This is a genomic window from Bradyrhizobium sp. U87765 SZCCT0048 (assembly GCF_018131225.1).
Lineage (GTDB): Bacteria > Pseudomonadota > Alphaproteobacteria > Rhizobiales > Xanthobacteraceae > Bradyrhizobium_A.
In genome coordinates, this window is the sequence record NZ_JAFCMM010000001.1 from 952,535 (window position 1) to 974,109 (window position 21,575).

At 64.6% G+C, this 21,575-nt stretch carries 18 protein-coding genes; 10 read left to right on the forward strand and 8 right to left on the reverse strand.

All coding sequences use genetic code 11. The features are described from left to right. Window positions 1-20 precede the first annotated feature (20 nt). The 8 genes from JQ639_RS04165 to JQ639_RS04200 form a co-directional block, all read right to left on the reverse strand. Window positions 21-1,250 carry an SfnB family sulfur acquisition oxidoreductase gene (locus JQ639_RS04165; protein ID WP_211969269.1) on the reverse strand — a complete coding sequence of 410 codons (1,230 nt, stop codon included), beginning with the start codon at window positions 1,248-1,250 and terminating at the stop codon, window positions 21-23. A 5-nt stretch (window positions 1,251-1,255) separates the two neighbouring features. Continuing rightward, entirely contained in the window at window positions 1,256-2,197 is a 942-nt protein-coding gene (locus tag JQ639_RS04170; protein ID WP_211969268.1) for an arginase family protein, read from the reverse strand. Then, complete coding sequence (locus JQ639_RS04175) at window positions 2,194-3,321, reverse strand: ABC transporter substrate-binding protein (protein ID WP_211969267.1); 1,128 nt, start codon at window positions 3,319-3,321, stop codon at window positions 2,194-2,196. Before JQ639_RS04175 ends, JQ639_RS04170 begins: the two co-directional genes overlap by 4 nt. A gap of 15 nt (window positions 3,322-3,336) precedes the next feature. Further along, window positions 3,337-4,167, reverse strand: coding sequence for an ABC transporter permease (locus tag JQ639_RS04180; protein ID WP_211969266.1), 831 nt, complete (start codon window positions 4,165-4,167; stop codon window positions 3,337-3,339). Further along, entirely contained in the window at window positions 4,164-5,054 is an 891-nt protein-coding gene (locus tag JQ639_RS04185) for an ABC transporter permease (protein WP_211969265.1), read from the reverse strand. Before JQ639_RS04185 ends, JQ639_RS04180 begins: the two co-directional genes overlap by 4 nt. Then, window positions 5,051-6,202: an ABC transporter ATP-binding protein gene (locus tag JQ639_RS04190; RefSeq protein ID WP_211969264.1), complete on the reverse strand. Its 1,152-nt coding sequence runs from the start codon at window positions 6,200-6,202 to the stop codon at window positions 5,051-5,053. The genes JQ639_RS04185 and JQ639_RS04190 overlap by 4 nt, the downstream gene beginning before the upstream one ends. Before the next feature lie 352 nt (window positions 6,203-6,554). Beyond that, the gene (locus JQ639_RS04195; RefSeq protein ID WP_211969263.1) at window positions 6,555-7,298 is read right to left on the reverse strand and encodes a YqcI/YcgG family protein; all 744 of its coding nucleotides are present in this window, start codon (window positions 7,296-7,298) and stop codon (window positions 6,555-6,557) included. A gap of 262 nt (window positions 7,299-7,560) precedes the next feature. Continuing rightward, complete coding sequence (locus JQ639_RS04200; protein WP_211969262.1) at window positions 7,561-8,361, reverse strand: MOSC domain-containing protein; 801 nt, start codon at window positions 8,359-8,361, stop codon at window positions 7,561-7,563. Between the two features lie 569 nt (window positions 8,362-8,930). Here JQ639_RS04200 and JQ639_RS04205 point away from each other — a divergent pair. The 10 genes from JQ639_RS04205 (at window position 8,931) to JQ639_RS04250 (ending at window position 21,557) form a co-directional block, all read left to right on the forward strand. Beyond that, a complete protein-coding gene (locus JQ639_RS04205; protein ID WP_211969261.1) occupies window positions 8,931-9,656 on the forward strand; it encodes a hypothetical protein in 726 nt (241 codons plus the stop codon). Between the two features lie 15 nt (window positions 9,657-9,671). Next, on the forward strand, window positions 9,672-10,931 hold the full coding sequence (locus JQ639_RS04210; protein WP_211969260.1) for an MFS transporter: 1,260 nt from the start codon (window positions 9,672-9,674) through the stop codon (window positions 10,929-10,931). Between the two features lie 154 nt (window positions 10,932-11,085). Next, on the forward strand, window positions 11,086-12,681 hold the full coding sequence (gene pdxR / locus JQ639_RS04215) for a MocR-like pyridoxine biosynthesis transcription factor PdxR (protein ID WP_211969259.1): 1,596 nt from the start codon (window positions 11,086-11,088) through the stop codon (window positions 12,679-12,681). 162 nt (window positions 12,682-12,843) lie between these two features. Further along, window positions 12,844-13,944 carry an LLM class flavin-dependent oxidoreductase gene (locus JQ639_RS04220; RefSeq protein WP_211969258.1) on the forward strand — a complete coding sequence of 367 codons (1,101 nt, stop codon included), beginning with the start codon at window positions 12,844-12,846 and terminating at the stop codon, window positions 13,942-13,944. After that, complete coding sequence (locus JQ639_RS04225; protein ID WP_211969257.1) at window positions 13,937-15,220, forward strand: acyl-CoA dehydrogenase family protein; 1,284 nt, start codon at window positions 13,937-13,939, stop codon at window positions 15,218-15,220. Before JQ639_RS04220 ends, JQ639_RS04225 begins: the two co-directional genes overlap by 8 nt. Continuing rightward, window positions 15,217-16,863 carry an ABC transporter substrate-binding protein gene (locus JQ639_RS04230; protein WP_211969256.1) on the forward strand — a complete coding sequence of 549 codons (1,647 nt, stop codon included), beginning with the start codon at window positions 15,217-15,219 and terminating at the stop codon, window positions 16,861-16,863. Before JQ639_RS04225 ends, JQ639_RS04230 begins: the two co-directional genes overlap by 4 nt. A gap of 41 nt (window positions 16,864-16,904) precedes the next feature. Further along, complete coding sequence (locus JQ639_RS04235) at window positions 16,905-17,918, forward strand: ABC transporter permease (RefSeq protein WP_211969255.1); 1,014 nt, start codon at window positions 16,905-16,907, stop codon at window positions 17,916-17,918. Further along, the gene (locus JQ639_RS04240; protein ID WP_211969254.1) at window positions 17,915-18,763 is read left to right on the forward strand and encodes an ABC transporter permease; all 849 of its coding nucleotides are present in this window, start codon (window positions 17,915-17,917) and stop codon (window positions 18,761-18,763) included. The genes JQ639_RS04235 and JQ639_RS04240 overlap by 4 nt, the downstream gene beginning before the upstream one ends. Beyond that, on the forward strand, window positions 18,742-20,469 hold the full coding sequence (locus tag JQ639_RS04245) for a dipeptide ABC transporter ATP-binding protein (protein WP_211969253.1): 1,728 nt from the start codon (window positions 18,742-18,744) through the stop codon (window positions 20,467-20,469). The genes JQ639_RS04240 and JQ639_RS04245 overlap by 22 nt, the downstream gene beginning before the upstream one ends. Then, window positions 20,466-21,557 (forward strand): LLM class flavin-dependent oxidoreductase, encoded by a 1,092-nt coding sequence (locus tag JQ639_RS04250; RefSeq protein WP_211969252.1) that lies wholly within the window; start codon window positions 20,466-20,468, stop codon window positions 21,555-21,557. Before JQ639_RS04245 ends, JQ639_RS04250 begins: the two co-directional genes overlap by 4 nt. Window positions 21,558-21,575 lie beyond the last annotated feature (18 nt).

A 21,575-nucleotide genomic window follows, 5' to 3' on the forward strand; every position in this document is an offset into this window, starting at 1 on the left:
CCGCCGCAACAGCCCGCTCCTCACGCCCAGTTGTGGAGTGGCGGATTCCTGTCGTTGAGAACATAGTTGCCGATCAGATGATATTTCCAGCGCACGGGATCATGCAGCGTGTGCGTGCGGGCGTTGCGCCAGTGGCGATCGAGGTTGAGGCTCGTCCGCGCGCTGCTTGCGCCACCGAACTCGAACAGCCTGGACGACGCAAACAGCGCGATATCGTTGGCCAGCACCTTGGCTTCGGCGACCGCGACAGAGGCACGCGCGACATCGGCTTCGTCATGATGGTCTCGCACCGCATCGAGGATGCGGGCGGCTCGTTCCACCATCGCATTGGCGGCATGCACGCGAATTTGCAGATCGCCAAGCAGCGCAATGGTGTGGGGATCGTCCTGCGCCCGCTCCAGTCCGCTGTCGATCCACGGACGTGATGCCGACCGGGCCAGCCGCACGGCCTCGGCAAACGAGGCCCGCCCAATCCCCAAATCGACGGCCGCATGCAAGAGCTGGGCGAACGGCCCGCTCAGCCCCGGCTTCGCCGCTGATTTGTGGCGTTCAATGACATAGGCCGGATCGACCTCGACGTCCTCGGCAATGATGGTACCGCTTGCCGAAGTCCGCTGCCCAAATCCATTCCAGTCGTCGAGGACCGTGAGGCCGGCGGCGCCTCGCGGCACGTAGGCGTAGACGATATTGCCATCATCATCGACACCGGAGATGGGGATCCAGTCCGCGAACAATGCGTTGGTGCAATAGACCTTGTGCGCGTTCAATCGCAGGCCCGCCGGGGTGCGGCGGATCCGGCCCCGGATATCCTGCACGTCCTTCCCGCCGGCCTCGGCAAACGCGTTTCCGATGACCTTGCCGCCCAACACCTCCGCAAACAGAAAGCGCTTTTGCGCTTCCGTTCCGATCCGATGAAGGTTCTCAAGCAGAAGGTAATTGTTCTGCGGGAGCTGTCCGATCGATGGATCGGCTTCCGAAATGGTCGCGACGACTTCGATGATTGTCTCGAATGAAACACCGGCCCCACCGAATTCGGAACGGATGCCGATGCCCCACAAGCCGCTGCCGACGAACTGCCTGACCTCGTCGTGCGGCAGGCGGCGCTGGCTGTCGCGCTCGGACGCGCCGGCCGCAAGCACGGGAGCGAGCCGGCGCGCGATCGCCAGCGCTTCCTCCGCGGTGCGGATCAGGTGCGCACCGTTGTGCGAAGATGTTCCATCGACCTGCGTGGGGTGGGACACGACATTCATGACGATCACAGCCTCCCGGGCGGCCGGCGCGAGATCGCAAGGCCGGCGAGAAATTCAAAGATGATGCGGGCGCAGAGAAAGGCCGCAAGACCGGCGGCATCGTGGACAGGGCTGACACAGTTGACGTCGATCGCAACGATGTTCAGCCGGCGCAGCAACCGTGCGATCTGCAAGCCTTCGCGGGCCGTAATGCCATCCCAGCTGGGCGTGATGACCCCTGGCGCAACGGTGGGATCGAAGACGTCCATGTCCCAGCAGATATACGTTGGACGATCGCCGATGCGGCGATGGACATCGTCGAGCACCGACGCGATGCCACGCTCCAGCAGTTCCGCCACCGTCACCAGTTGATAGCCGAGCTGGCGAGCATGGGCATAGAGCCCTGTCGCCGCGACAGGGCCGCGCAAACCGATGTGGAACGACGCCGCCGGCTCCAGAAGGCCGGCTTCCGCGGCCCGGTGAAACGCCGCCGGCCCGACATTTCCGGCCAATGGATAGGCGTCGGTGTGCGCATCGAGATGGACCACCGCAAGCCCGGGATGGCGCCGCCACACCGCCTCGAGCAACGGCAAGGTGATGCTGCCGTCACCACCGATCATCACCGGCAACGCCCCGGCGTTGACCAATGCTCCCGCGAAATCGACGACGCTGCGCTGGGACGCATCGAGATCGCCATGCGTCACGCGGACATCACCGACGTCAACGAGCCCCAGAGCGGCCAGGACATCGAGGTCGGCTTCCGGGTCGACGGCACGCAACTGCAGCGATTGCTCACGCACGCTGCGCGGACCCAGGCGAGAACCAAGCCGCGTCGCATGCTGGCCGCCGTCGAACGGGACGCCGGCGACGACAACCCGAGATCCCGCCGGCAGCACGGGCGCATAGGGCGCGCCCATGAAGGTCAGCGGCGCGACGGCATCGAGAGCGCCGTTCAAAACCGCGCTCATGTCGCGAGCACGTCGAGGTACTTGTTCTGGACCTCGAAATAGTTGCGCGCATACCATTCGGCATCGACCGCGATCTGACGCGCGACGTTTTCGGGCGATCCGGGATTTTGCCCCTGCAGCTCGGCCGGAACCAGCTTGTTGGCGGCCGGATTGACCGGCCCCCACCCGAGCCGGGCCAGCAGAACCACCTGCAATGCAGGATCCTGCGACAGCGCAACCCAGCGCCAGGCATCCTTGCTGTTCTTCGCGCCCTTCAAGACGTTCCAGGCAGCGATCAGCAGAATGCCTTCATTGAAATGATAGTCGACCCGCCCTTTGGTGTCTTCCTTCACGCCCTGCGCACGCGTACTCCAGAGACTGCCCGCCGACACCTCCCCCGACCGCAACAACTGCTGGGCGTCCGAAGCGTTGTTGTAGAAGATCGTGTCCTTCTTGATGGCCCGCACCTTTTCCAGCCCGCGCGCGACATCCAGCGGATAGAGCTTGTCGCGCGCGACCCCATCAGCCAGCAGCGCCGATTCGAGAATCCCCTCGACATTGTTGCGGAGTGCACGTTTGCCCTTGAAATTCTGCGTGTCCCAGAAATCCTTCCAGGTCCGTGGCGGCGCCGCGCCAAAGCGAGCGGTATCGTAGGCAATGACATAGGAGAACAGGTACGAGCCGACACCCCATTCGGTGCGGAACTGGCTGGGCACCGCATTGATGTCGACGATGCTTTCATCGACTTTCTCGAGCAGCCCCTGACGACCAAGTTCCAGTGCCGAGAGCAAGTTTCGGTCAGCCACGTCCCAAGCGATGTTGCCGGATTCGACCATGGCCTTGATTTTTCCCGGCGTCGGGCCGGTGGTATCGAAGGCCACGCGGCTGCCCGGGTAGCGCTTGGCGAATTCCGCGGCAAGGACGTCACGGTGCACCGCCAGCGCATCGCCTCCCCAATTGGCGACGACAAGCTCCTTCTGCTGCGCGCTCGCGGATGCGACGAAGCCGAGCGTCCCCGTGCCGATGCCGAGCGCCGACAGCAGCTGGAGAAAGTGGCGGCGATGAACGGTCTTGCCGTGCGTCTCGCGCCGCACCGATTGCTCGAGGTGACGCAGATAGTCAGGATCCTGGAAAATCTCGGACATGGTCATCATTTCCTTTCAGTTCAAACCGTCTTCCGGAGAGCCGGCCCGCGCACGATCGCGTTGGCCGCGCAACGACATCGCCAAGACCACGAGCAGCGTCGCCAGCAGCGTGAGAGTGCCGAGCGCGGCGACTGCGGGATCGAGATTGAGGAACAGGCTCTGCCAGATCTGCTTGGGCAGCGTGTTCACATGCCGGCTGGTAATGAACAGCGTCACGACGACCTCGTCCCACGAGGTGACAAACGCCAGGATGAAGCCGACCGCCATCCCCTGGTGGATCTGCGGCACCAGCGTCGACCAGATCGCCCGGGCCTGTGACGCGCCGAGGCTGCGCGCCAGTTGCAGAGTCATCGGATTCACTGCCGAGAGGGCAGCCGAGATCGACAGCACGACGAAAGGCAGGCCCTTGACCGCATGAACGAGCACCGTGCCGGCAAAGCTGTCGAACAATCCCAGCAGCGACAGCATGCGATGGTAGGCGACCGCATGAATGATCGCGGGCACGATCAGCGGTCCCAGCATCAGAACCCGCAGCACACGAACCGCGGCGCCCTGACGCTGCCAGGCCCCCAGACAGAACGCGAGCCCAAATACCAGCGCGAGACACGCGGCAGGCACCGCGACGCCGACGCTGTGCAGCAGGCTGTCGTGCCAGGCCGGATCGCCGAACAGCCGCCGATAATGCAGAATGGACCAGCCATCGCGCGGCAGCGAAAGAAACCGGGTATCGCTGAACGACATCGGCACGATGGCGACCAGCGGCAGAACGAGAAAGGCCGAGACAGCGACGGCGGCGGCCGCAATCGGCCCCGGCGCCAGTGAGCCACGCAGCGCATGCGCACTCATGTGACAGGCTTCGCCGTCGCCATGTCGAGCAGGTGGCTGAACCGCCACACGAGCCCGCCCGTGACCACAAGCAACAGCGTGCTCAAGGTCGTGGCGATGTCCCACCGCAACGTCTCCGTCACCTGGACGGAGATGAACTCGGCGACCATGACGGTTTTTCCGCCCCCCAGGATCGCCGGGGTGACATAGAAGCCGAGCGACATGATCGACACCAGAAATGCCGCGGCGGCCACGCCCGGGCGCGACAGCGGCAAGAACACGCGCACGAATGCCTGCAGCCGGCTTGCGCCAAGCGAACGCGCCATCCGTGGCAGCGTCGCATCGATACGGGTCATCTGCGCATAGATCGGCAGGATCGCGTACGGCAGCATGTAGTGGACCATGCCCAATACGACCCCGAACGTATTGCGCACCAGCGACAGCGGATGATCAAGCCATCCCCACCCCAGCAAGATGCTGTTGGCGATGCCGCCCGGCGACAGCAATGCAATCCAGGCGTAGTTGCGAACCAGGACGGAAATCCACAAAGGCAGCAGCACACAGGCCAGCATCAGCTTGCGGGCGAACGGACCGGCCTGCACCAGGCCATAGGCCGTCACATACGCCAGGATCAAGGTGATGCTGACTGTCAGTGCACTGATCCACAGCGTATTGCCGACGACCGAACGAACCGTCTGGTTCTGGAGAAGCGCTCCATAGTTGCCGATACCAGGGACCGGCTTCAGGAAGCTCAACGCAACGACCCCGGACAGCGGCAGGAGATAGCACAGCACCAGTGCCAGGACGGCAGCAGTCAACAGAACGTCCTGGGCCGATCGCCTCCGCACCAGCACATCCTGGATATCGCCCCGCGCCGCTTCGCCCTGCAGCGCCAGCGTCGACGTCATGCCACAAGCTCCCGTACCACGGCCGGGGCGCCGACTGCGACCATGCCATCCCCCGGCAGGCGCCACAGCCGCTCGGCGTCGAAAGCGAGTGAGATGTCCTCCCCCGGCGCGCCCGACCAGTCCGCCGCCGGCCGCGTGACCGTCAGCGTTTCCTGCCCGACGGCGACCACGATATCCACCGAAGCGCCGTGATAGGTCTGACTGACGACCGTACCCTGGATCTGCTCTTCGAGGCCCGGCCGCGCCTGCCCCGCCGGGACGACGGCAATGTTTTCCGGCCGGATCGTGAGCACGCAAGGCCCGACGAACGCCGCCCCAGCGACCTCTGCTGACACCGAGGCCCCCGCCCCCGCCGCAATCCGATAGCCGTTCCAGTGGAATTGGGGCCGGCCGTCGATCGCGCCGGCAGCCACCGCTTTCAGCAGATTGTTCTTGCCGAGAAAGCTCGCGACGAAGCGGCTCGCCGGATGATCGTAGATCGCCCGAGGCGGGCCGAGCTGCTCCACTCGCCCCCGATTCAGCACGGCAATGCGATCGGACAGAGCGAGCGCCTCCTCCTGGTCGTGGGTGACGTAGACGAACGTCGTTCCGACCTCCCGATGCAGCCGAACCAGTTCGCCCTGCAGATCACGCCGCAGCGACGCGTCGAGCGCGCTCATGGGCTCGTCGAGCAACAACAGCTTCGGCTCGAATGCCAGGGCCCGCGCCAGCGCGGCGCGCTGCTGTTGTCCGCCGGACAGCTGCTTGGGCCGCCGGCCACCGAGACCGCCGATCTGCAGAAGCTCCAGCACATCCCCGACCCGGCGGACGATGCCGGCGTTGGAGACGCCACGAACCCGCAACGGAAACGCCACGTTCTCGTAGACCGTGAGATGAGGAAACAGGCCGTAGCCTTGTGGAACGACGCCGAAGCGACGTGCCTCCGGCGGCAGGTGGGTGATGTCCGCGCCATCGAGGCAGACACACCCCTGATCCGGCGCAGAGAAGCCGGCGAGAACGCCCAGCAACGTCGACTTGCCCGAGCCGGACGGCCCCAGCAACGTCAAGAACTCGCCGCGGGCGATGTCCAGCGAAACACGCTCCAGGACGCGGACCTCACCGAAGCGCTTGCTGACACCATCGATGGTCAAGAACGGTGGCGGCGTCACGACCCGCTCGCCTTCGCGACGGCGTCCGGCCAAAACAATGCCTCAGGCGCCATTCCAGTGCCCCACCCCGATTGATATGCCGATCACAAGATGCGCGATGATGTTTCCATCCGCGCCCGGTGTCGAGCGCCGTCGCGAAAAAGCGATAAACCCACCACGCCGGCGCCGCCGACGCGATCTCTGTTTTCCCTCGAAGGCGATCCCGACAATTTCATCACGCGTCGTCCTGCCGCAGGCGCCGCATCCAACGGTATCTCGACGGCGTCGAAAACCGCGAATGACGCCGCCACCCCGATGCTAGGGGAGCCCATGCCGCATCATCGCGCATGATCTGGACCAATGCCTGAATTCATCAAGCGACCGCCTTCTTGTGGAGGAACGGACATCGATCCGTACGCTCGCGGTTTTCCTCGATGACCCCGTATTGCCACCACTCGATCTCACCGGCGGCGTAGCTGCCCAGCTGCGGACTATGGCCGATGCCGTCATAACGCTCGATGCGGTCGCGGATTCGCTGGCGGACCCGGCGCCCCTCTGGCGTATCGCCGGCCACGATGTCGAACCGCTCGCGCGGATTGACGATGAACAGCAGGCTGTCGCCGAGATTTCGGCTGCGCCGGCGGACATGAGCAGGATTGCTCATGTTGACGAACAGCTGCATGCCATTGAAGCACATGGTCCAGAATGGCGAATGCGGATCGGTTGCGACGCCGTCCGGCCATGGCGTTCGGTCGATCTCGTGCCAGCCCTGCAATATCCGCCAACCGATGTCGTGGTAACCGGCAACATCCTGCGCCGATGCAACATCACGCGAGAACGCCACCACCAGGGGACGCGCGGTGCTGACCTTGCCGTCCCAATCCCGCGACAGCTCGACATAGGACGAGAGATCTTCTGCCGCCCGGGCAAGACCATGCGGCGAGCCGTCATCCACGAAGGAGAACAGCAGGAGGCCGCGGCCAAAGGCATTTTGGGAGAAAATGCAGGGAAACTCGGATGGCGGTGTCAAACGCTCGGCCAGTTGTGTGAAGCACCTACCCTGCCAGCTTGTCCGTTCAAACCTCTTCAGGACCTGTGTCTGCTCGACTAGGCTCATGTGCTCTGCCTCTCACGTTTGCATCGATCCGTCTTCGGGAGAGATCAGCCATACGGCAGAGGCCGTGCGGTCCTGAAGGGCCATGCGTCGCCGATCACGGCAGGTCATGGCAGGCCATAACGTCGAAAAAAGATCGGGTCATCTCCATCACACATCGTCGCGGCGGCGATGAGAGCGGCGCCATGATTCCGACGCTCCGCTCGCGACACTTCCGACGGCCAGCCATGACATGCACGTCGACCGATCCCCTGGGGCCCGCGCGCTAGCGCACGCACCTGACGGCATCGCCGGTCCTGATACGGCCAGAACCGTCGGGGATCAGGTATTGACCAAAGATCACCTCGCCGCGCGCATTTCGCCTGAACGTTGCAAGGGTTCGCAGCGGCTCGTTGTCGCGCGACCTGCGGCCCTGCTCCTGGTCGATCGTAATGACCGCACACCGCGAGCAGGGTTTGGCGACGCGAAATCTCACGCCCCCGAACTCAAGCGCCCGCCAGCCATCCTCGGCCCAGGCAGCAGCGTCCTCCACGACGACGTTCGCCCTGAAGCGCCTGATGTCGACCGGATGCTCCAGGCGCGCATTCAGGTCATCGAGCGATGCCTTGTTGACCAGCAGCAGCGGAAACTCGTCTGCAAATGATACCCGGTCCGTGGCTATTCCAAACCTCGGGTCGACCGGACGTGCGGTGCCGGGACTTTCCATGTAGACGAGACGGTAGTCACCATCGAGAAGCCTGCTGATCCATGTATTGGCGTCGTGGTTGGCGAGCACCGCTGCCGAGTGATCGTCCCACACCGATACCTCGCAGCGTACGGCAGGCTCGGGCACGCGCAGCTTGACCGAGGAGCCGTCAGGCCCCGACAGCAGAAGCCCATCGGGCGATAGGCATGCGCCGATGGTCGACAGGATGGCGAGCTTTCGCTGGGTCACGAAGCGTCCGCTCGCATCGACGACCATCCATCGCCTGTCGGCAGCCAATCCCCATGGCTCGACACGTGCGTCCGGGACCGACCGCCCACGGAGCCCCTTCACCGGATAGAGCCAGATTTCACGAATTTTCATTTGATAAAACAGCGCCGGCGGGATCGATATCTGCCCATCCCGAGCGGGCAGGAATCGTGCTCCACCAGACCACCCGCCTCCGAAGATTGTTGCCTTTCGCCCGCGCCGCTCCGGTCGCCTGCATTGCGCAGGCGCCCTCGATCATCGCTGCGCGGCGAGACTGACGACGGCACCACCGCGACACCGGACCTCACGTCCGGATACAGCCGCCATCGACACCGACTCCTGCACGACACCACCTGCCGTTCCACCGGCACCATAGAAGCCCGACCATGATGCCAAAGGGACATGGTTCGCCGATTGCATAGGGCCATGGCAGCGACGGTCCGTCGAAAACGGGCCCGCCAATTCCTTCGCCACACATCGCCTCCGCCCGTCGTGTCGCGCGAGTACAGGCGAGAGCTGAAAGAAACGATGGCTGCAACGCGCTCGCAGAGAACGCCTCAGCTCCCATCCGCGCGCCCCGCACCACAAACTTTTCTTCTTCAGGTTGTCGCCAGATTTTCACTCGCCATCATGATTGCGGTCCTGTACTCAACGCGGACTGCGACGATCGAGGGAAGCCACTGATGCAGCAGTTCAGCAAACACAATGGCGCGGCACCCCACTCTCACCGCCTCGGCTCCTATCAACTCGATGTCTTTCGTTCTGCCGTCGACATTCCCGAGCCTTGCAGGTCGGGGATCATCGACTTGCTCAACGAGATCATTTCGACGAACTGGCGTCTCGATAGCCCCTGGTGGTCCGCATCGGAGACGCCGTTCAAGGATGGGTACGGCATCGGCCTCGTCCGACTTGACAATGACATCGCCGGATTTTCCATATGGCGCCGGCTCACGATCAACAATCAGCCAGCAATCTGTCGTTCGGGAATCGAACTCAGGCCGGAACATCAGCGCAAGGGGCTGTTCGGGCTGCTGCTGAAAGGCATCCTCGATGCCGAGCTGTCCGCCGTGCCTGCGGGATCGGAGATCTACTACACCTGGAGAACTCGCAATCCGGTCGCCTGGAGCGCCCATGCACGGGTCTGCAAACGGCTGTTGCCGTCATTGTCGGAGGGCATCGGCGACGACACATTGAAAGATGCGGCCATCCAGATCGCTCGCACGCTTTATCCGGATCGGGAGCTCGAATTCCCGGACATGATCATCCGCAACTCCTACCCGAACATCACCTACCATAGCCAGCCAGCCTATGAATCCGACGGCGAGCTCACGGCGACATTCAGGCGCGTGATTCCGGACACGCGAGATGCGATCTTCACGATTGGAACCATCGCACGGCCGTCGACTTAAGTTCAGACCGGCATCATGCTGATCAATTCCGCCCGGCTTGCGGCATCCCCCGCGCGACGAAATCTCATCGGCTGGGGCTGCGTCTCCTGCGCATACGCCGTCGCTTTCCTGCAGCGGGTGTGCCCGCAGACGATCAGCGACGAACTGGCACGCGACTTCGGCATCGGAGCAGACGGACTCGGCGTCATCGCATCGTCCTACTTCATCGGCTACATGCTGATGCAGTTTCCCGCGGGTGTTCTCGTCGACACATTCGGCGTCAAGAAGCTCGTTGTATGGAGCCTGGCCGCATCATCGGTCGGCACATTGCTGTTCGCCGCGTCGACCAGCATGCCATTCGCGTTTGTCTCACGATTTGTTATCGCCTGTGGCGACGCGCTGATCTTCACGGCCCTGATCAAGCTGGTCGCGCAGCAGTTCCGGGAACGCCAGTTCGGACTTATGTCGGGCCTCTCGCAGCTGTCGGGATATGCGGGGGGCGCTCTCGCCGCCACGCCGCTCGCCGTCGCCGTCGCCTCCGCAGGCTGGCGAACGAGTTTCGCTGTCATCGGCCTGTTGTCTTGTATCAACCTTGCCCTCGTCGCCCGCGTCCTGCCGCGTCAGGACGGCGTCATTCGACCGGCAACTCTTGCGGCCGTCTTAACGTCTGCCATTGCCGAACTGAAACGTCGGGAGAGCTGGGGATGTCTGCTGACGTTTTCGTCGCACTTTATCACTGTGACCACGATCTCGGGCGTCTGGGGCATCCCGCTGCTGATGGACACGCTGGACCTTCCGCGCCACAGCGCAACATCGATTCTGTTGCTGTTCATGACGAGTTGCATGATCGGCTCCATCGGCTTTGGCTTCATTGCGGACCGCACTCGTTCCCTGAGACGCGTGCACGTCACGATGTGCCTCGTCCGCACGGCGAGCCTCGTCCTGCTGGCCCCCGCGGTGACCGGATGGATGGGCCTCGGCACCGTCGTCGCCAGTTTCACCGCGCTCGGCCTCATCGCCGGTGGCATGACGCCGATGATCCTCAAGGCCGTCAGGCACATCTATTCGGTCGCGCGCCTCGGTACCGGCGCGGCGATCAATACGACGTCGGCAGGACTGCTGACCGCCGGGCTCCAGCCCATTCTCGGATTTGCACTCAGCCAGACCTGGGGCGGCCTCACGCGCGGTGGCGTCCATGTCTATTCCCACGCCGGCTACAACTTGCTGATGGGAATTCTGGCATGCATCTCTCTTTCCGGAATTGTCGGTGTGCTGCTGATGCGACGGAAAATCTAGTCCGACGCCGGGGAAGAGCGAGGCGCAGGACATCACCGCCTGGTTGGGGGCATGGCGGACCACCATTCCTTTGACCTGAGCCTCACGCCGTGCGGGCCGGTCGCGCTGCGCACGACTGACGCCGGCGGCATCGTCGTCATCCCCGACACGCACGATGCCTTTGATTACCAGCCACTACCAGTTGGAAGGAGCTCCCGTGCAAAGAATGTCCCGGCCGGCCCTCGAAGCTCCATTTCAGGTCACAACTCATCAGGCCCGCTATCGCGAGGTCTATCAGCGCCTGAAGGACGCGATCCTGCAGGGCGTTTATCCCTACGGCGCCCGTGTTCCGTCGATCAGGACCCTCGCTTCCGAGCTCGGCCTCGCGCGCGCGACAATCGAGCGGGCTTACGACCTCCTTGTCGGAGAAGGGCTTCTTGTCAGCCATGGGCAGTCTGGCACGACGGTGTCCTATGTCGCCCCCCGCAAGCCGCTCGTACAGAATCTCCTTCCTGCCGCCCCTACGCTCGCAACAGCCGGATCTCTCCGGGATGCATCGCCGGATCAAACCACCGACCATGATCTCGGGCCGTCGGCACAACACGGTGGGATGCGCCCGTTCCAGACGTCCGTTCCTGCGATCGACATCTTTCCGCGGGCAGCCTGGCTCAAGATCAATCAGCGCATTCTGCGAGACCGTGTGGAAATGAGCGAACTGGTTGATGACGTTCAGGGGTATTACGGGCTGCGGAAAGCAATATGCGGATATCTCGGTGTGGCCCGGGGGATTCGGTGCAGCCCTGAGCAGGTGTTCGTGACCGGAGGCTATCGCCAGTCGCTGGGCCTGCTCCTGCACGCGCTGCTGCCACGGGAGCGATCGGCCTGGATCGAGGATCCGGGGTATCCACCGACTTCAGCTGTTCTCAAGCGACTGGGGGTGCATGCCCTGCCTGTCCCCGTGGACTCCGAGGGCATCGACGTCGACCATGGCAGGCGATACGGCGCGCAGGGCGGCATAGCGATTACCACGCCGACCAAACAGAGCCCGCTTGGCGTCAGTATGTCATTGCGGCGCAGAACCGCGCTGATCGAGTGGGCTGCCGAGGCCGGCGCATGGATCGTGGAAGACGATTACGACAACGAATTCTGTTTCGAGGGCAAGCATCTGCCGACACTACACAACCTCGACGCCTACGGTCGCACCTTCTACCTCGGTACTTTCAGCAAGACCCTGCATCCGAACCTGCGGATCGCCTACATCGTCTCTCCGGATACGGCGGTCGCCCCCCTTCGGGAAGCCACCGACACCATGCTCGACGGAATTTCCATCTTGCAGCAGAAAGTGCTCGCGAGCTTCATGTCCGAAGGACATTTCGCACTTCATCTAAAGAAATCGCGCATCATTTGCACCGCCCGGCGAAAGATGGTGATCGACGCCCTGACCGCGCGCCTCGGCTTGCAGCTGTCGGTGTGCCCCAAAAGTTGCGGCCTGCATCTGTTCGCAACAACGCATACTGCAGGGAGCGACAGCGCGATCCGCAACGCCGCGAGCCGCAAAGGCCTCGCGGTCTCCGATCTGTCTTCGAGATATATCAGCGCGCAGCCCAAGCAGGGCCTGCTTCTGGGCTACGCAAACTTCGTGAGCGAGATCCAGCTGGCGCGGTCCATCGATATGCTCGCGGAATGCCTCGACGATCACAACCGCCGGCCGAAGACGAGCGAGAGAAAATTCAGAATCGTCTCGCCGAAACCCGACGCAGCGTCGCAGTGACCTTCCGCCGGCACAGACCTGACAGCCGCAATCTCTGGACGCAACAGTGGAATAATAATCTATATAATAGATAAAAAATGTTAAAAACGCAGCACAGTGCAACGGTGCGGCCGGTGACGGTTGGCGATATGATTTCGCTTTCATCGAAGCAGCATCGTCCCCATGACCGTGGAATTCATCAGCGCAAGCTACGCGAACAGCTCGAGCGATCTCGATCCTCGCCCCGGCGCCCCGCTCGACCCCATCTATTTCGCGCGCTACGCCCGGACACTGGACGAGGCGGGCTTCAACTACACGCTGCTGCCGTATCACTCATCGTCCTTCGATCCCTTCGTGCTCGGCGCGACGGTGATCGCCCACACCAGGCATGTACGGCCGATCATCGCCCTCCGCCCCAACACGGTGTATCCGACTGTCGCCGCAAGAGCGCTGGCGACACTGGATCAATTGAGCGGCGGTCGCGTCGTCGTCCACTTCATCGCCGGCGGCGATGCCGTCGAGCAGGCGCGCGAGGGCGACTTTCTGACCAAGGAGCAGCGCTACGAGCGAACGGAGGAATACATCCGCATCCTGCGGCGGGCCTGGCAATCGTCCAAACCGTTCGACTTCGACGGCAAATATTATCAGTTCAAGGGTTTTAGTAACGCTGTCCTGCCGGTGAACGGAACCATCCCCGTGTCAGTAGGCGGCTCATCCGACGACGCTTACCGGGTGGGTGGCTCGCTCGCCGATATCTTCGGCTTGTGGGGCGAACCTCTCAAGGAAACCCGGGAGCAGATCGATCGCATCTATGACGAGGCCGCGAAGGCCGGCCGCAAGGATCGTCCGCGCATCTGGGTGACGTTTCGCCCCATCGTCGCCGAGACCGACGAGCTCGCCTGGGCGAAAGCGCACCGGGTGCTCGAGACGCTCAAGGCGAATGCCGCAAAAGGGCCTCCGACACGCCCTCTCTCCAATGGCCCGCCACAAAATGTCGGATCCCAGCGACTTCTGCAGATCGCAGCACGCGGCGAGGTGCATGACCGGGCATTGTGGTACCCGACAGTCACGGCGACCAACGCGCGCGGCGCGTCGACCGCTCTGGTCGGCTCACCGCAGACCATCGCCGATTCCATCCTCGACTATATCGACCTCGGCGCGGACCTGATTTCCATTCGCGGCTACGACAATCTCAACGACGCCATCGATTACGGACGCTACGTCCTGCCCCTCGTCCGTGCCGAACTCGAACGCCGCAACGTCCAAGAGCCCGTCCATGCCTGACCACCATCGTCAGGACGGACCCGTCGTCGCGGGGATCGAACTGGCCAGCGTCGTGGCCAGGCTTGGCGCCGCGGCGCCGGCCGCGGATGCCACCGCGGCCTTCCCGCGTGAGGGCATCGAAGCCGTCCACCAGGCCGGACTGCTCGAGTTGACGGTCGCTGAACGATACGGCGGACGGAACATCCCGCTCGGAGATCTCGCCCGGCTCACCGCCGCACTCGGGCGCGGCGATCCCTCCGTCGCACTCATCAGCCTGATGACGCTTTTCAGCCATCGCCACCAGACGCAGCGCGGCGAATGGCCCGAGGCGCTCTATCGCCGGGTGCTCGCGGAAGGAAGGCAAGGACCCGTGCTCCTCAATGCGGCGCGGGGAGAACCGGAACTCGGCTCGCCGGCGCGTGGCGGTCTGCCGCAGACTGTCGCCCGACGCACCACCCGCGGCTGGTCGATCAGCGGCACCAAGCGTTTCGTTACCGGATGCGAGGGTCTGTCGTACTTTCTTGTCTGGGCCAGCACTGACGAGAGCCCGCCGCGTGTCGGCACCTTCGTGGTGCCGGCCGCCGCCGCCGGCATCCGCATCGTCAGGAACTGGAAAAGCCTCGGCATGCGGGCCACCGGCTCCCACGACGTCGAATTCAACGAGGTGGAGGTCGGCCGCGATGATGTGATCGGCCTGACGGCTGCGGACGTAGCACAGCAGGACAATCGCGCCCACGCAGCCGCCACGCTGGTCCTCACGGCGATCTATCTCGGCGTCGCCGAGGCGGCGCAGGACGCCTTCCGCGCTTTCGCGGAGGATCGCGTCCCCGCCAATCTCGGCTATCCCGTCGCGCGCACCGAACGCTTCATCACACTCGCCGGCGAAATCGATCTCCTGGTCGGCGGCGCACGTCAGCTGATCTTCGACGCCGTCGATCATGCCGAGGGCGAGCCCGAGAAGCTGCTGCGCGCCCGGGTGCTCGCCGGTCGGCAGTTGCGGCAGGCGGTCCAGATCGCCGTCGGCGCGCTCGGCAATCCCGGCCTGAGCGGCGGCGGCAGCCTCGAACGCCACTTCCGCGACATCCAGTCGGTGCTCGTGCATGCGCCGCAGGAGGACATCGTGATTGCCATTCTCGGCCGGGCGGCGCTTGCGCGCCCTGGCGACGCTGCCGCAGCGACCGGTCGGCGCGACAGCCCACACCTCGCGACCGTTCCGAACGGAAGCGACCTCGCCCCTCCCCCTCAATCCGCCCTGCAACGGCAGGGCGCGCCCCGAACCCTCAGGATCTCTTCATGACCGACCGCTTTTCTTCGCTATCGCTGTCGCGCCGCCGCCTGCTGGCCGCGACCGCCACGCTGGCCGCGGCGAGCGCGCTGCCACGACCGGGCCTGACGGCGAACGAGCCGCTCTCCGGGCCGACTGGCGGTGACGTTGTCTTCCTCATCGACTCGCTCGGGCCGACCTGGATTCCCAACAACAGCGCAATTTCAAGTTTCCAGGGCCATATCTGGGGCCATGTCACCGACAAGCTCGTCTATGTCGACGCCGACGGCAAGGTCAGCCCCTGGCTCGCTGAAAAATGGGAGCAGAACGCCGATGCGACCGAGTTCACCCTGCATCTCAAGAGCGGCGTGACGTTCTCCGACGGCACTCCGCTCGATGCGGCCGCGGTCGTCGCCAACCTCGACATCTGGTACGCCGGCCGCGTGAAAGAAGGCATCAATCCGATCGGCCTCTTTCCCAAGACCTACGCCCGCGCCGAAGCGACCGACGCGGCCACGGTGAAGGTGTTCTTCAAGGCGCCGACGCTGGGCTTCATCCCGACGCTCGGCTACCACGGCTCGATCCTGATCTCGCCGAAAACCATCGCCCTGCCTGCCCCGCAGCAGGCGGACCTCGCCAAGGTCTCGGGCAGCGGCCCCTACCTCGTCGCGTCGTGGAAGGAAGGCGACTTCGTCAAGCTGGTGAAGCGCAGGGATTACAACTGGGGTCCGGCCGCAGTCGGCCACACCGGCCCGGCCCATCTCGATTCCATCACCTACAAGGTGGTGTCCGAGCCTTCGCTGCGGGTCTCGGCCGTACAATCCGGCCAGGCGGACGTCGCCTACAGCCCGTCGCCGCAGGAGTTGAAGTCTCTCAAGGAGCTCGGCTTCACCGTCGCGACGCCGCGCTACCTCGGCTTCGTCAACGGCTGGGCGATCAACACCAAGCTCGCGCCATACGACGACGTCCGGGTGCGCCAGGCGCTCCAGGCCGCGATCAATCGTCAGGAGATCATCGATACCGTCTATACGCCGGACTGGAAGCTCGCGACCTCCTTCATTCAGAGCAACGTGCCCGGCGCAACCGACCACAGCGACCTGCTCGCCTATAACCCCGGCAAGGCCGAAAAGCTTCTCGATGAGGCCGGCTGGACCAAAGGTCCCCGCGGCATCCGCACCAGGGACGGAAAGCCGCTGTCGCTGACGCTCTACTCCAACCCCTATCTCGCGACCGCCAAGGCGGTCGACGAACTCATCGCCCAGCAGCTCGGCCGGATCGGCTGGAAAGTCGACATCCGTGCTTATGACGTCGTCACGTTCGGCCAGAAGGTTCTCGTGGGTGGTCCGGCCGTGCCGGCCTACGAGGTGACCCGCAGCTTCATCGACGCCGGAACCGTGGCCAGCATCCTGACCGACGCCAACAATGGCGAGAACTGGTTCGCCCTCGGTGAAAGCGACAAGACGCTCAACGATCTGCGCGACCGGATCGCCGGTGCCGGCTCGATCGAGATCCGCACCCCGCTTCTCGACGAATTGCAGACCTACGTCCTCGCGCAGGGCTACTTCGTCCCGCGAACGCAGATCGTCCAGCGCATTTACGTGCAGTCGCCGAAGCTCAAGGGCGAGACCTACAACGGCATCGCCTATGCCAGCTACTACACGGCCACGAAGACCTGATAGCCCGTGGCCTGCCAAGGCGGCGTGAGGAGGCCCCGCGCATGAAGAATGCCTATCTGGCGGATGCCGCCAAACGTTTCGCCCAGGCCATCGCCGTCATTGTTCTGACGTACGTCTTTACGTTCGTCGTCGTCAGCATTCTGCCGGGCGACCCGATCACCAATATCCTGCGCGATCCGCAGAACGGCTTCACCGAAGACCAGATCAGGGCCATCATTGCCGCCCAGGGCCTGGACAAGCCACTTCTGGTCCAGTTGGGGACTTCCATCTCCCACTTCGTGACCGGCGACCTCGGCTTGTCGATGCGATCGACCCGGCCGGTATCGACGCTGATCGCCGAGGTGCTGCCCTCGACCTTGATCCTGGCGTCTGCGGGCCTCGCCGTGGCGCTGCTGCTCGCTGTTGCGATCGCCTACGGCACGCAATTCCTGCCCCGGCGGCTGGGACAGGGCATACTGCGGGCCTTCCCGTCGCTGTTCCTGTCAGTGCCAAATTTCGTGATCGGACTGGTGCTGATCCACGCCTTCGGATTCCAGCTCGGCCTGTTCCGCGTGATCGAGCCCGACAGCGCCTGGGCGACGTTCTTCGCGGCGATCGCGCTCGGCATTCCCATCTCCGCCCAGATCGCCGAGGTCCTGATCGCCAATCTCGACCACGAGTCGCGACAGGAATATATCGCCGTCGCCCGCAGCCGCGGCCTCGGACAGACACGTCTCTTCATCAGACACCTTCTCAAGCCGTCGTCGCTCCCGGTCGTCAGCGTCATTGCGCTGACCATCGGCGAACTGCTCGGTGGTTCGCTGATCACCGAGACCGTCTTCGGACGCACCGGCATCGGCAGCCTGGTGCAGCGCTCGGCTGCCACGCAGGACCTGCCCGTGCTGCAGGCGGTCGTATCGCTCGCTGCCGTGGTCTTCGTGCTCGTCAACCTGCTCGCCGATCTCGCCTACCCGCTGCTCGACCCACGCGTGAAGCTGTTGGGGGATGCCCGGCGCCTGCCAGCGGCAGCCGACACAACACCCACCGCCGGCACGCCCGGAGCGGTGACGCCATGACCATGACCTCCCTCTCCTCCACGCCGCGCGCCACGGTGACCAGCCGGCTCGCCGCCCTGCGGATGCCGCCAACCGTCGTATTATCGTTTTTGATGATCGCACTGGTAATCGCCTGGTCGCTCACCCCCGGCCTGTTCACCAGCCATGATCCGATCAACGGCATTCCCGCTGAAAAGCTGCTGGCCCCCAATACCGCCCACTGGTTCGGCACCGACCACCTCGGCCGCGATCTCTACGCCCGCGTCGTGCATGGCACGGCTTCTTCGGTGACGAGCGCGCTCATCGCCGTGGTCATCGGCGTTGTCGCCGGCGGCTTCATCGGGCTGCTGGCAGGCTTCCTTGGCGGCTGGGTCGACATCGTGCTCGCGCGCCTCGTCGACATCCTGCTGGCGATTCCGAGTTTCCTGCTCGCCGTCATCATTGTCACGGCGCTGGGTTTCGACACCACCAACACCGCCATCGCGACCGGCGTATCCGCAATCGCCGTCTTCGCCCGTGTGATGCGTTCGGAAGTCATCAAGATCCGGAAGGCCACTTTCGTCGAGGCCTCCTTCCTGCAGGGCGGCTCGCGCTGGTACATCCTGCTGCACCACGTGCTGCCGAATGCATCGCGCTCCGTGCTCTCGCTCGCGGTGCTGCAATTCGGCCTGTCGATCCTGGTCATCGCCAGCCTTGCCTTCCTCGGCTATGGCGACCCGCCGCCCGCCTCGGATTGGGGCCTGCTGATCTCGATCGGCAAGGATTACCTCAAATGGCCATGGCTGGTGTATGCGCCCGCCTTCGTGACAATCGCGACTGTGCTTTCCGTGAACAGGATCAGCCGATGGCTCCGCAAGACAGATTGACCGCCTCTCTCATCCGCACGGGCAGCGCTCCACGGCCGACGGCACAGAAGGCAACCGCCCTGCTGCAGGTCGAGCGCCTGTCGGTGGCCTACGGGCCGAACACCGTCGTCACCGACGTCGGCTTCTCGCTCGGCCGCGGCGACAGCCTCGCCCTCATCGGCGAGTCCGGCTCGGGCAAATCCACCATCGCCCGGGCGGTGCTGCGACTGTTGCCCAGCGAAGGACGCGCCACCGGCCGCATCGCCTTCGATGGCCGGGACGTGCTGGGACTGTCCGAGCGACAATTCCGGCCGCTGCGGGGACGCGCCATCGGCTTCGTCCCACAGGATCCCGGCAACGCGCTCAACCCGGTGCGGACGATCGGTGTCCAGGCGGAGGAGGCGGCCGCCCTCCTCGGTGAACCCGACAAGGCCATCCGCACCGAACTCGTCCTCGACATGTTCGCGCAGGTCGGGCTCGACAACCCACGCCGTGTCTATGACTCCTATCCTCACCAGTTGTCCGGCGGCATGTTGCAGCGGGTGTTGATCGGCCTCGCCGTCCTGCCCCGGCCGGCGCTGCTGGTCGCCGACGAGCCGACCTCCGCGCTCGACGTCACGATCCAGAAGCGGATACTCGACCTGCTGTCACGGCTGCAGCAAGAGCTCGACATCAGCTTGCTGCTCGTCACACACGATCTGGCGATTGCGGCCGAGCGCGCGGACGAACTCGTGGTGCTGAGGAATGGCGTCATCCAGGAGGCCGGCCGCACGGCTTCTGTCTTCTCGTCACCGGCCTCTGCCTACGCCAGAAAGCTGCACGCCGACGTTCCCGCACTCAATCCGGATCGTTACGCCGAACTGCGCGACGCCGGCTTTCGCCGCAGCAATCCCGGCACAGCGCCGAAGATCGAGGTCAGTGCCGTCACCAAGACCTTCACGGTCGACGGCGAGCCACTGACGGCCGTCGACGATGTGTCGTTCGCCGTCCCAGCCGGCACCACCCACGCGCTGGTCGGCGAGTCGGGTTCGGGCAAGACGACGACCATCCGCATGCTGCTCGGGCTCGAAGACCCCGATTCTGGCGACATCTCGGTCGCCGGCGAGCCCATCAGCGGTCGCTCGCAGGACGCACTGCGCGCAGCGCGACGTCATCTTCAATTCGTCTACCAGAATCCGTTCACCTCCCTCGACCCGACCTGGAAGGTCGAGCAACTGGTGCGCGAGCCACTCGACCGGTTCAGGATCGGGACCCGCGCGGAGCGGACCGCACGCGTGCGCGAGGCTCTTGCCAATGTCGGGCTCGACGAACATCTGCTCGCGCGCAAGCCGCAAGCCCTCTCGGGCGGACAACGCCAGCGCGTGGCCATCGCCCGGTCACTCGTTCTCAAGCCGGATGTCATCGTGCTCGACGAACCGACATCGGCGCTCGACGTCAGTGTCCAGGCCGATATCGTCCGGGTGCTGCTGTCGCTGCAGGTCGATCTCGGCCTGACATATGTTTTCGTGTCCCACGACCTCGCCCTCGTGCGCCAGCTCGCCCACACCGTCTCGGTGATGCACCGCGGGCGCATCGTCGAGCATGGGACAGTCGCCGAAATTTTCAGCAACCCGCAGCATCCTTACACCGCATCGCTGCTGGCCGCGATCCCGTCCGCGGCTGTCGCGAACCGCGACGTGCCGCGCCTGCGTCCCCGATCCATCGTCAAACAGGCGGAACACGCGTGACCATCCTCGCACCAGCTGGTACCTCAGCGGCTCCGTTCCGCGTCAAGCGGCGGATCGGCTTCAACACCCGCGTGTCGTTCCATGACGACGTCGGACCGGCGCGGGGACTTCGCGACGGCATCGCGCTGTTCAAGGCCGCCGAGCGGCTGGGCTACCAGTCGGGCTGGGCCTACCAGCGCCACTTCGATCACTATCTGTCGTCGCCGCTGCCGTTCTTCGCCGCCGCCGGCCAGCACACCACCCGCATCACGCTGGGATCGGCCGTCATCCCGATGCGCTACCAGGACCCGATCCTGCTCGCCGAGGCGGCCGGCACCACTGACCTGCTGATCGACGGACGGCTGGAGCTGGCGATCGCGACGGGGGCGAACGCCATGTTCGACGCGGTGTTCGGCACCGTCGGGACCGATGCACGCACGGAAGCACGACGCCGCCAGGCACGCTTCCTCGCCGCAATCCGCGGCGAGGTGCTGCACACCGTCACCGGACCGGGGCAAGGCGCCCCGGTGGGCACCGAGTTGCGCGTGACGCCGCACAGCCCGACCCTGCGTGCGCGAATCCGGCAGGGATCATCCAGTCTGGGATCCGCGGTCCAGGCCGCCGAGCTCGGGATCGGGCTGATCGCCGGCACCGTGCAGCACGATCACGCCGAGGACGAGACCTTCGGGGCGTATCAGGCCCGCAGCATCGATGCCTTCCGCGCCACCTGGCACGAGAGACAAGGTCTGGCGCTGCCACCGGTCGCTGTCGCCGCCTCGATCCTGACCGGCACGACGACCGAGCTTCGGGAAAAATACGCCGCGTACGACCTCGAGCGCCGGACCCAGGGCGTCGCCGCGTCACGCCCCAAAGGGGCCCTTGAACCGGTCGCACCGACCAACCAGCCGCCTGGCAGTCGCATTTCTCCGGTCTTCCAGGGTACGCCCGACCAGGTGACCCAGGCCATCCTCGGCGATCCCGGCCTCGCCGCCGCGGACGAGATCGTTCTGTTCCTGCCTCCCGCCTTCAGCCTGTCCGAGAACATCCGCCTGTTGACCGACTTCGTCGAAAGGGTGGCTCCCAACCTCGGCTGGGAGCCATCCTGGTGACCAATGTCAGGTCCGGTG

Bases quoted from the DNA above. Each gene is read 5' to 3' on its own strand.
- JQ639_RS04175 (WP_211969267.1), bottom strand. From the start codon at position 3,321: ATGTCCGAGATTTTCCAGGATCCTGACTATCTGCGTCACCTCGAGCAA.
- JQ639_RS04210 (WP_211969260.1), top strand. From the start codon at position 9,672: ATGCTGATCAATTCCGCCCGGCTTGCGGCATCCCCCGCGCGACGAAAT.
- JQ639_RS04170 (WP_211969268.1), bottom strand. From the start codon at position 2,197: ATGAGCGCGGTTTTGAACGGCGCTCTCGATGCCGTCGCGCCGCTGACC.
- JQ639_RS04245 (WP_211969253.1), top strand. From the start codon at position 18,742: ATGGCTCCGCAAGACAGATTGACCGCCTCTCTCATCCGCACGGGCAGC.
- JQ639_RS04180 (WP_211969266.1), bottom strand. From the start codon at position 4,167: ATGAGTGCGCATGCGCTGCGTGGCTCACTGGCGCCGGGGCCGATTGCG.
- JQ639_RS04230 (WP_211969256.1), top strand. From the start codon at position 15,217: ATGACCGACCGCTTTTCTTCGCTATCGCTGTCGCGCCGCCGCCTGCTG.
- JQ639_RS04225 (WP_211969257.1), top strand. From the start codon at position 13,937: ATGCCTGACCACCATCGTCAGGACGGACCCGTCGTCGCGGGGATCGAA.
- JQ639_RS04205 (WP_211969261.1), top strand. From the start codon at position 8,931: ATGCAGCAGTTCAGCAAACACAATGGCGCGGCACCCCACTCTCACCGC.
- JQ639_RS04220 (WP_211969258.1), top strand. From the start codon at position 12,844: ATGACCGTGGAATTCATCAGCGCAAGCTACGCGAACAGCTCGAGCGAT.
- JQ639_RS04200 (WP_211969262.1), bottom strand. From the start codon at position 8,361: ATGAAAATTCGTGAAATCTGGCTCTATCCGGTGAAGGGGCTCCGTGGG.
- pdxR (WP_211969259.1), top strand. From the start codon at position 11,086: ATGCCTTTGATTACCAGCCACTACCAGTTGGAAGGAGCTCCCGTGCAA.
- JQ639_RS04195 (WP_211969263.1), bottom strand. From the start codon at position 7,298: ATGAGCCTAGTCGAGCAGACACAGGTCCTGAAGAGGTTTGAACGGACA.
- JQ639_RS04185 (WP_211969265.1), bottom strand. From the start codon at position 5,054: ATGACGTCGACGCTGGCGCTGCAGGGCGAAGCGGCGCGGGGCGATATC.
- JQ639_RS04235 (WP_211969255.1), top strand. From the start codon at position 16,905: ATGAAGAATGCCTATCTGGCGGATGCCGCCAAACGTTTCGCCCAGGCC.
- JQ639_RS04165 (WP_211969269.1), bottom strand. From the start codon at position 1,250: ATGAATGTCGTGTCCCACCCCACGCAGGTCGATGGAACATCTTCGCAC.
- JQ639_RS04240 (WP_211969254.1), top strand. From the start codon at position 17,915: ATGACCATGACCTCCCTCTCCTCCACGCCGCGCGCCACGGTGACCAGC.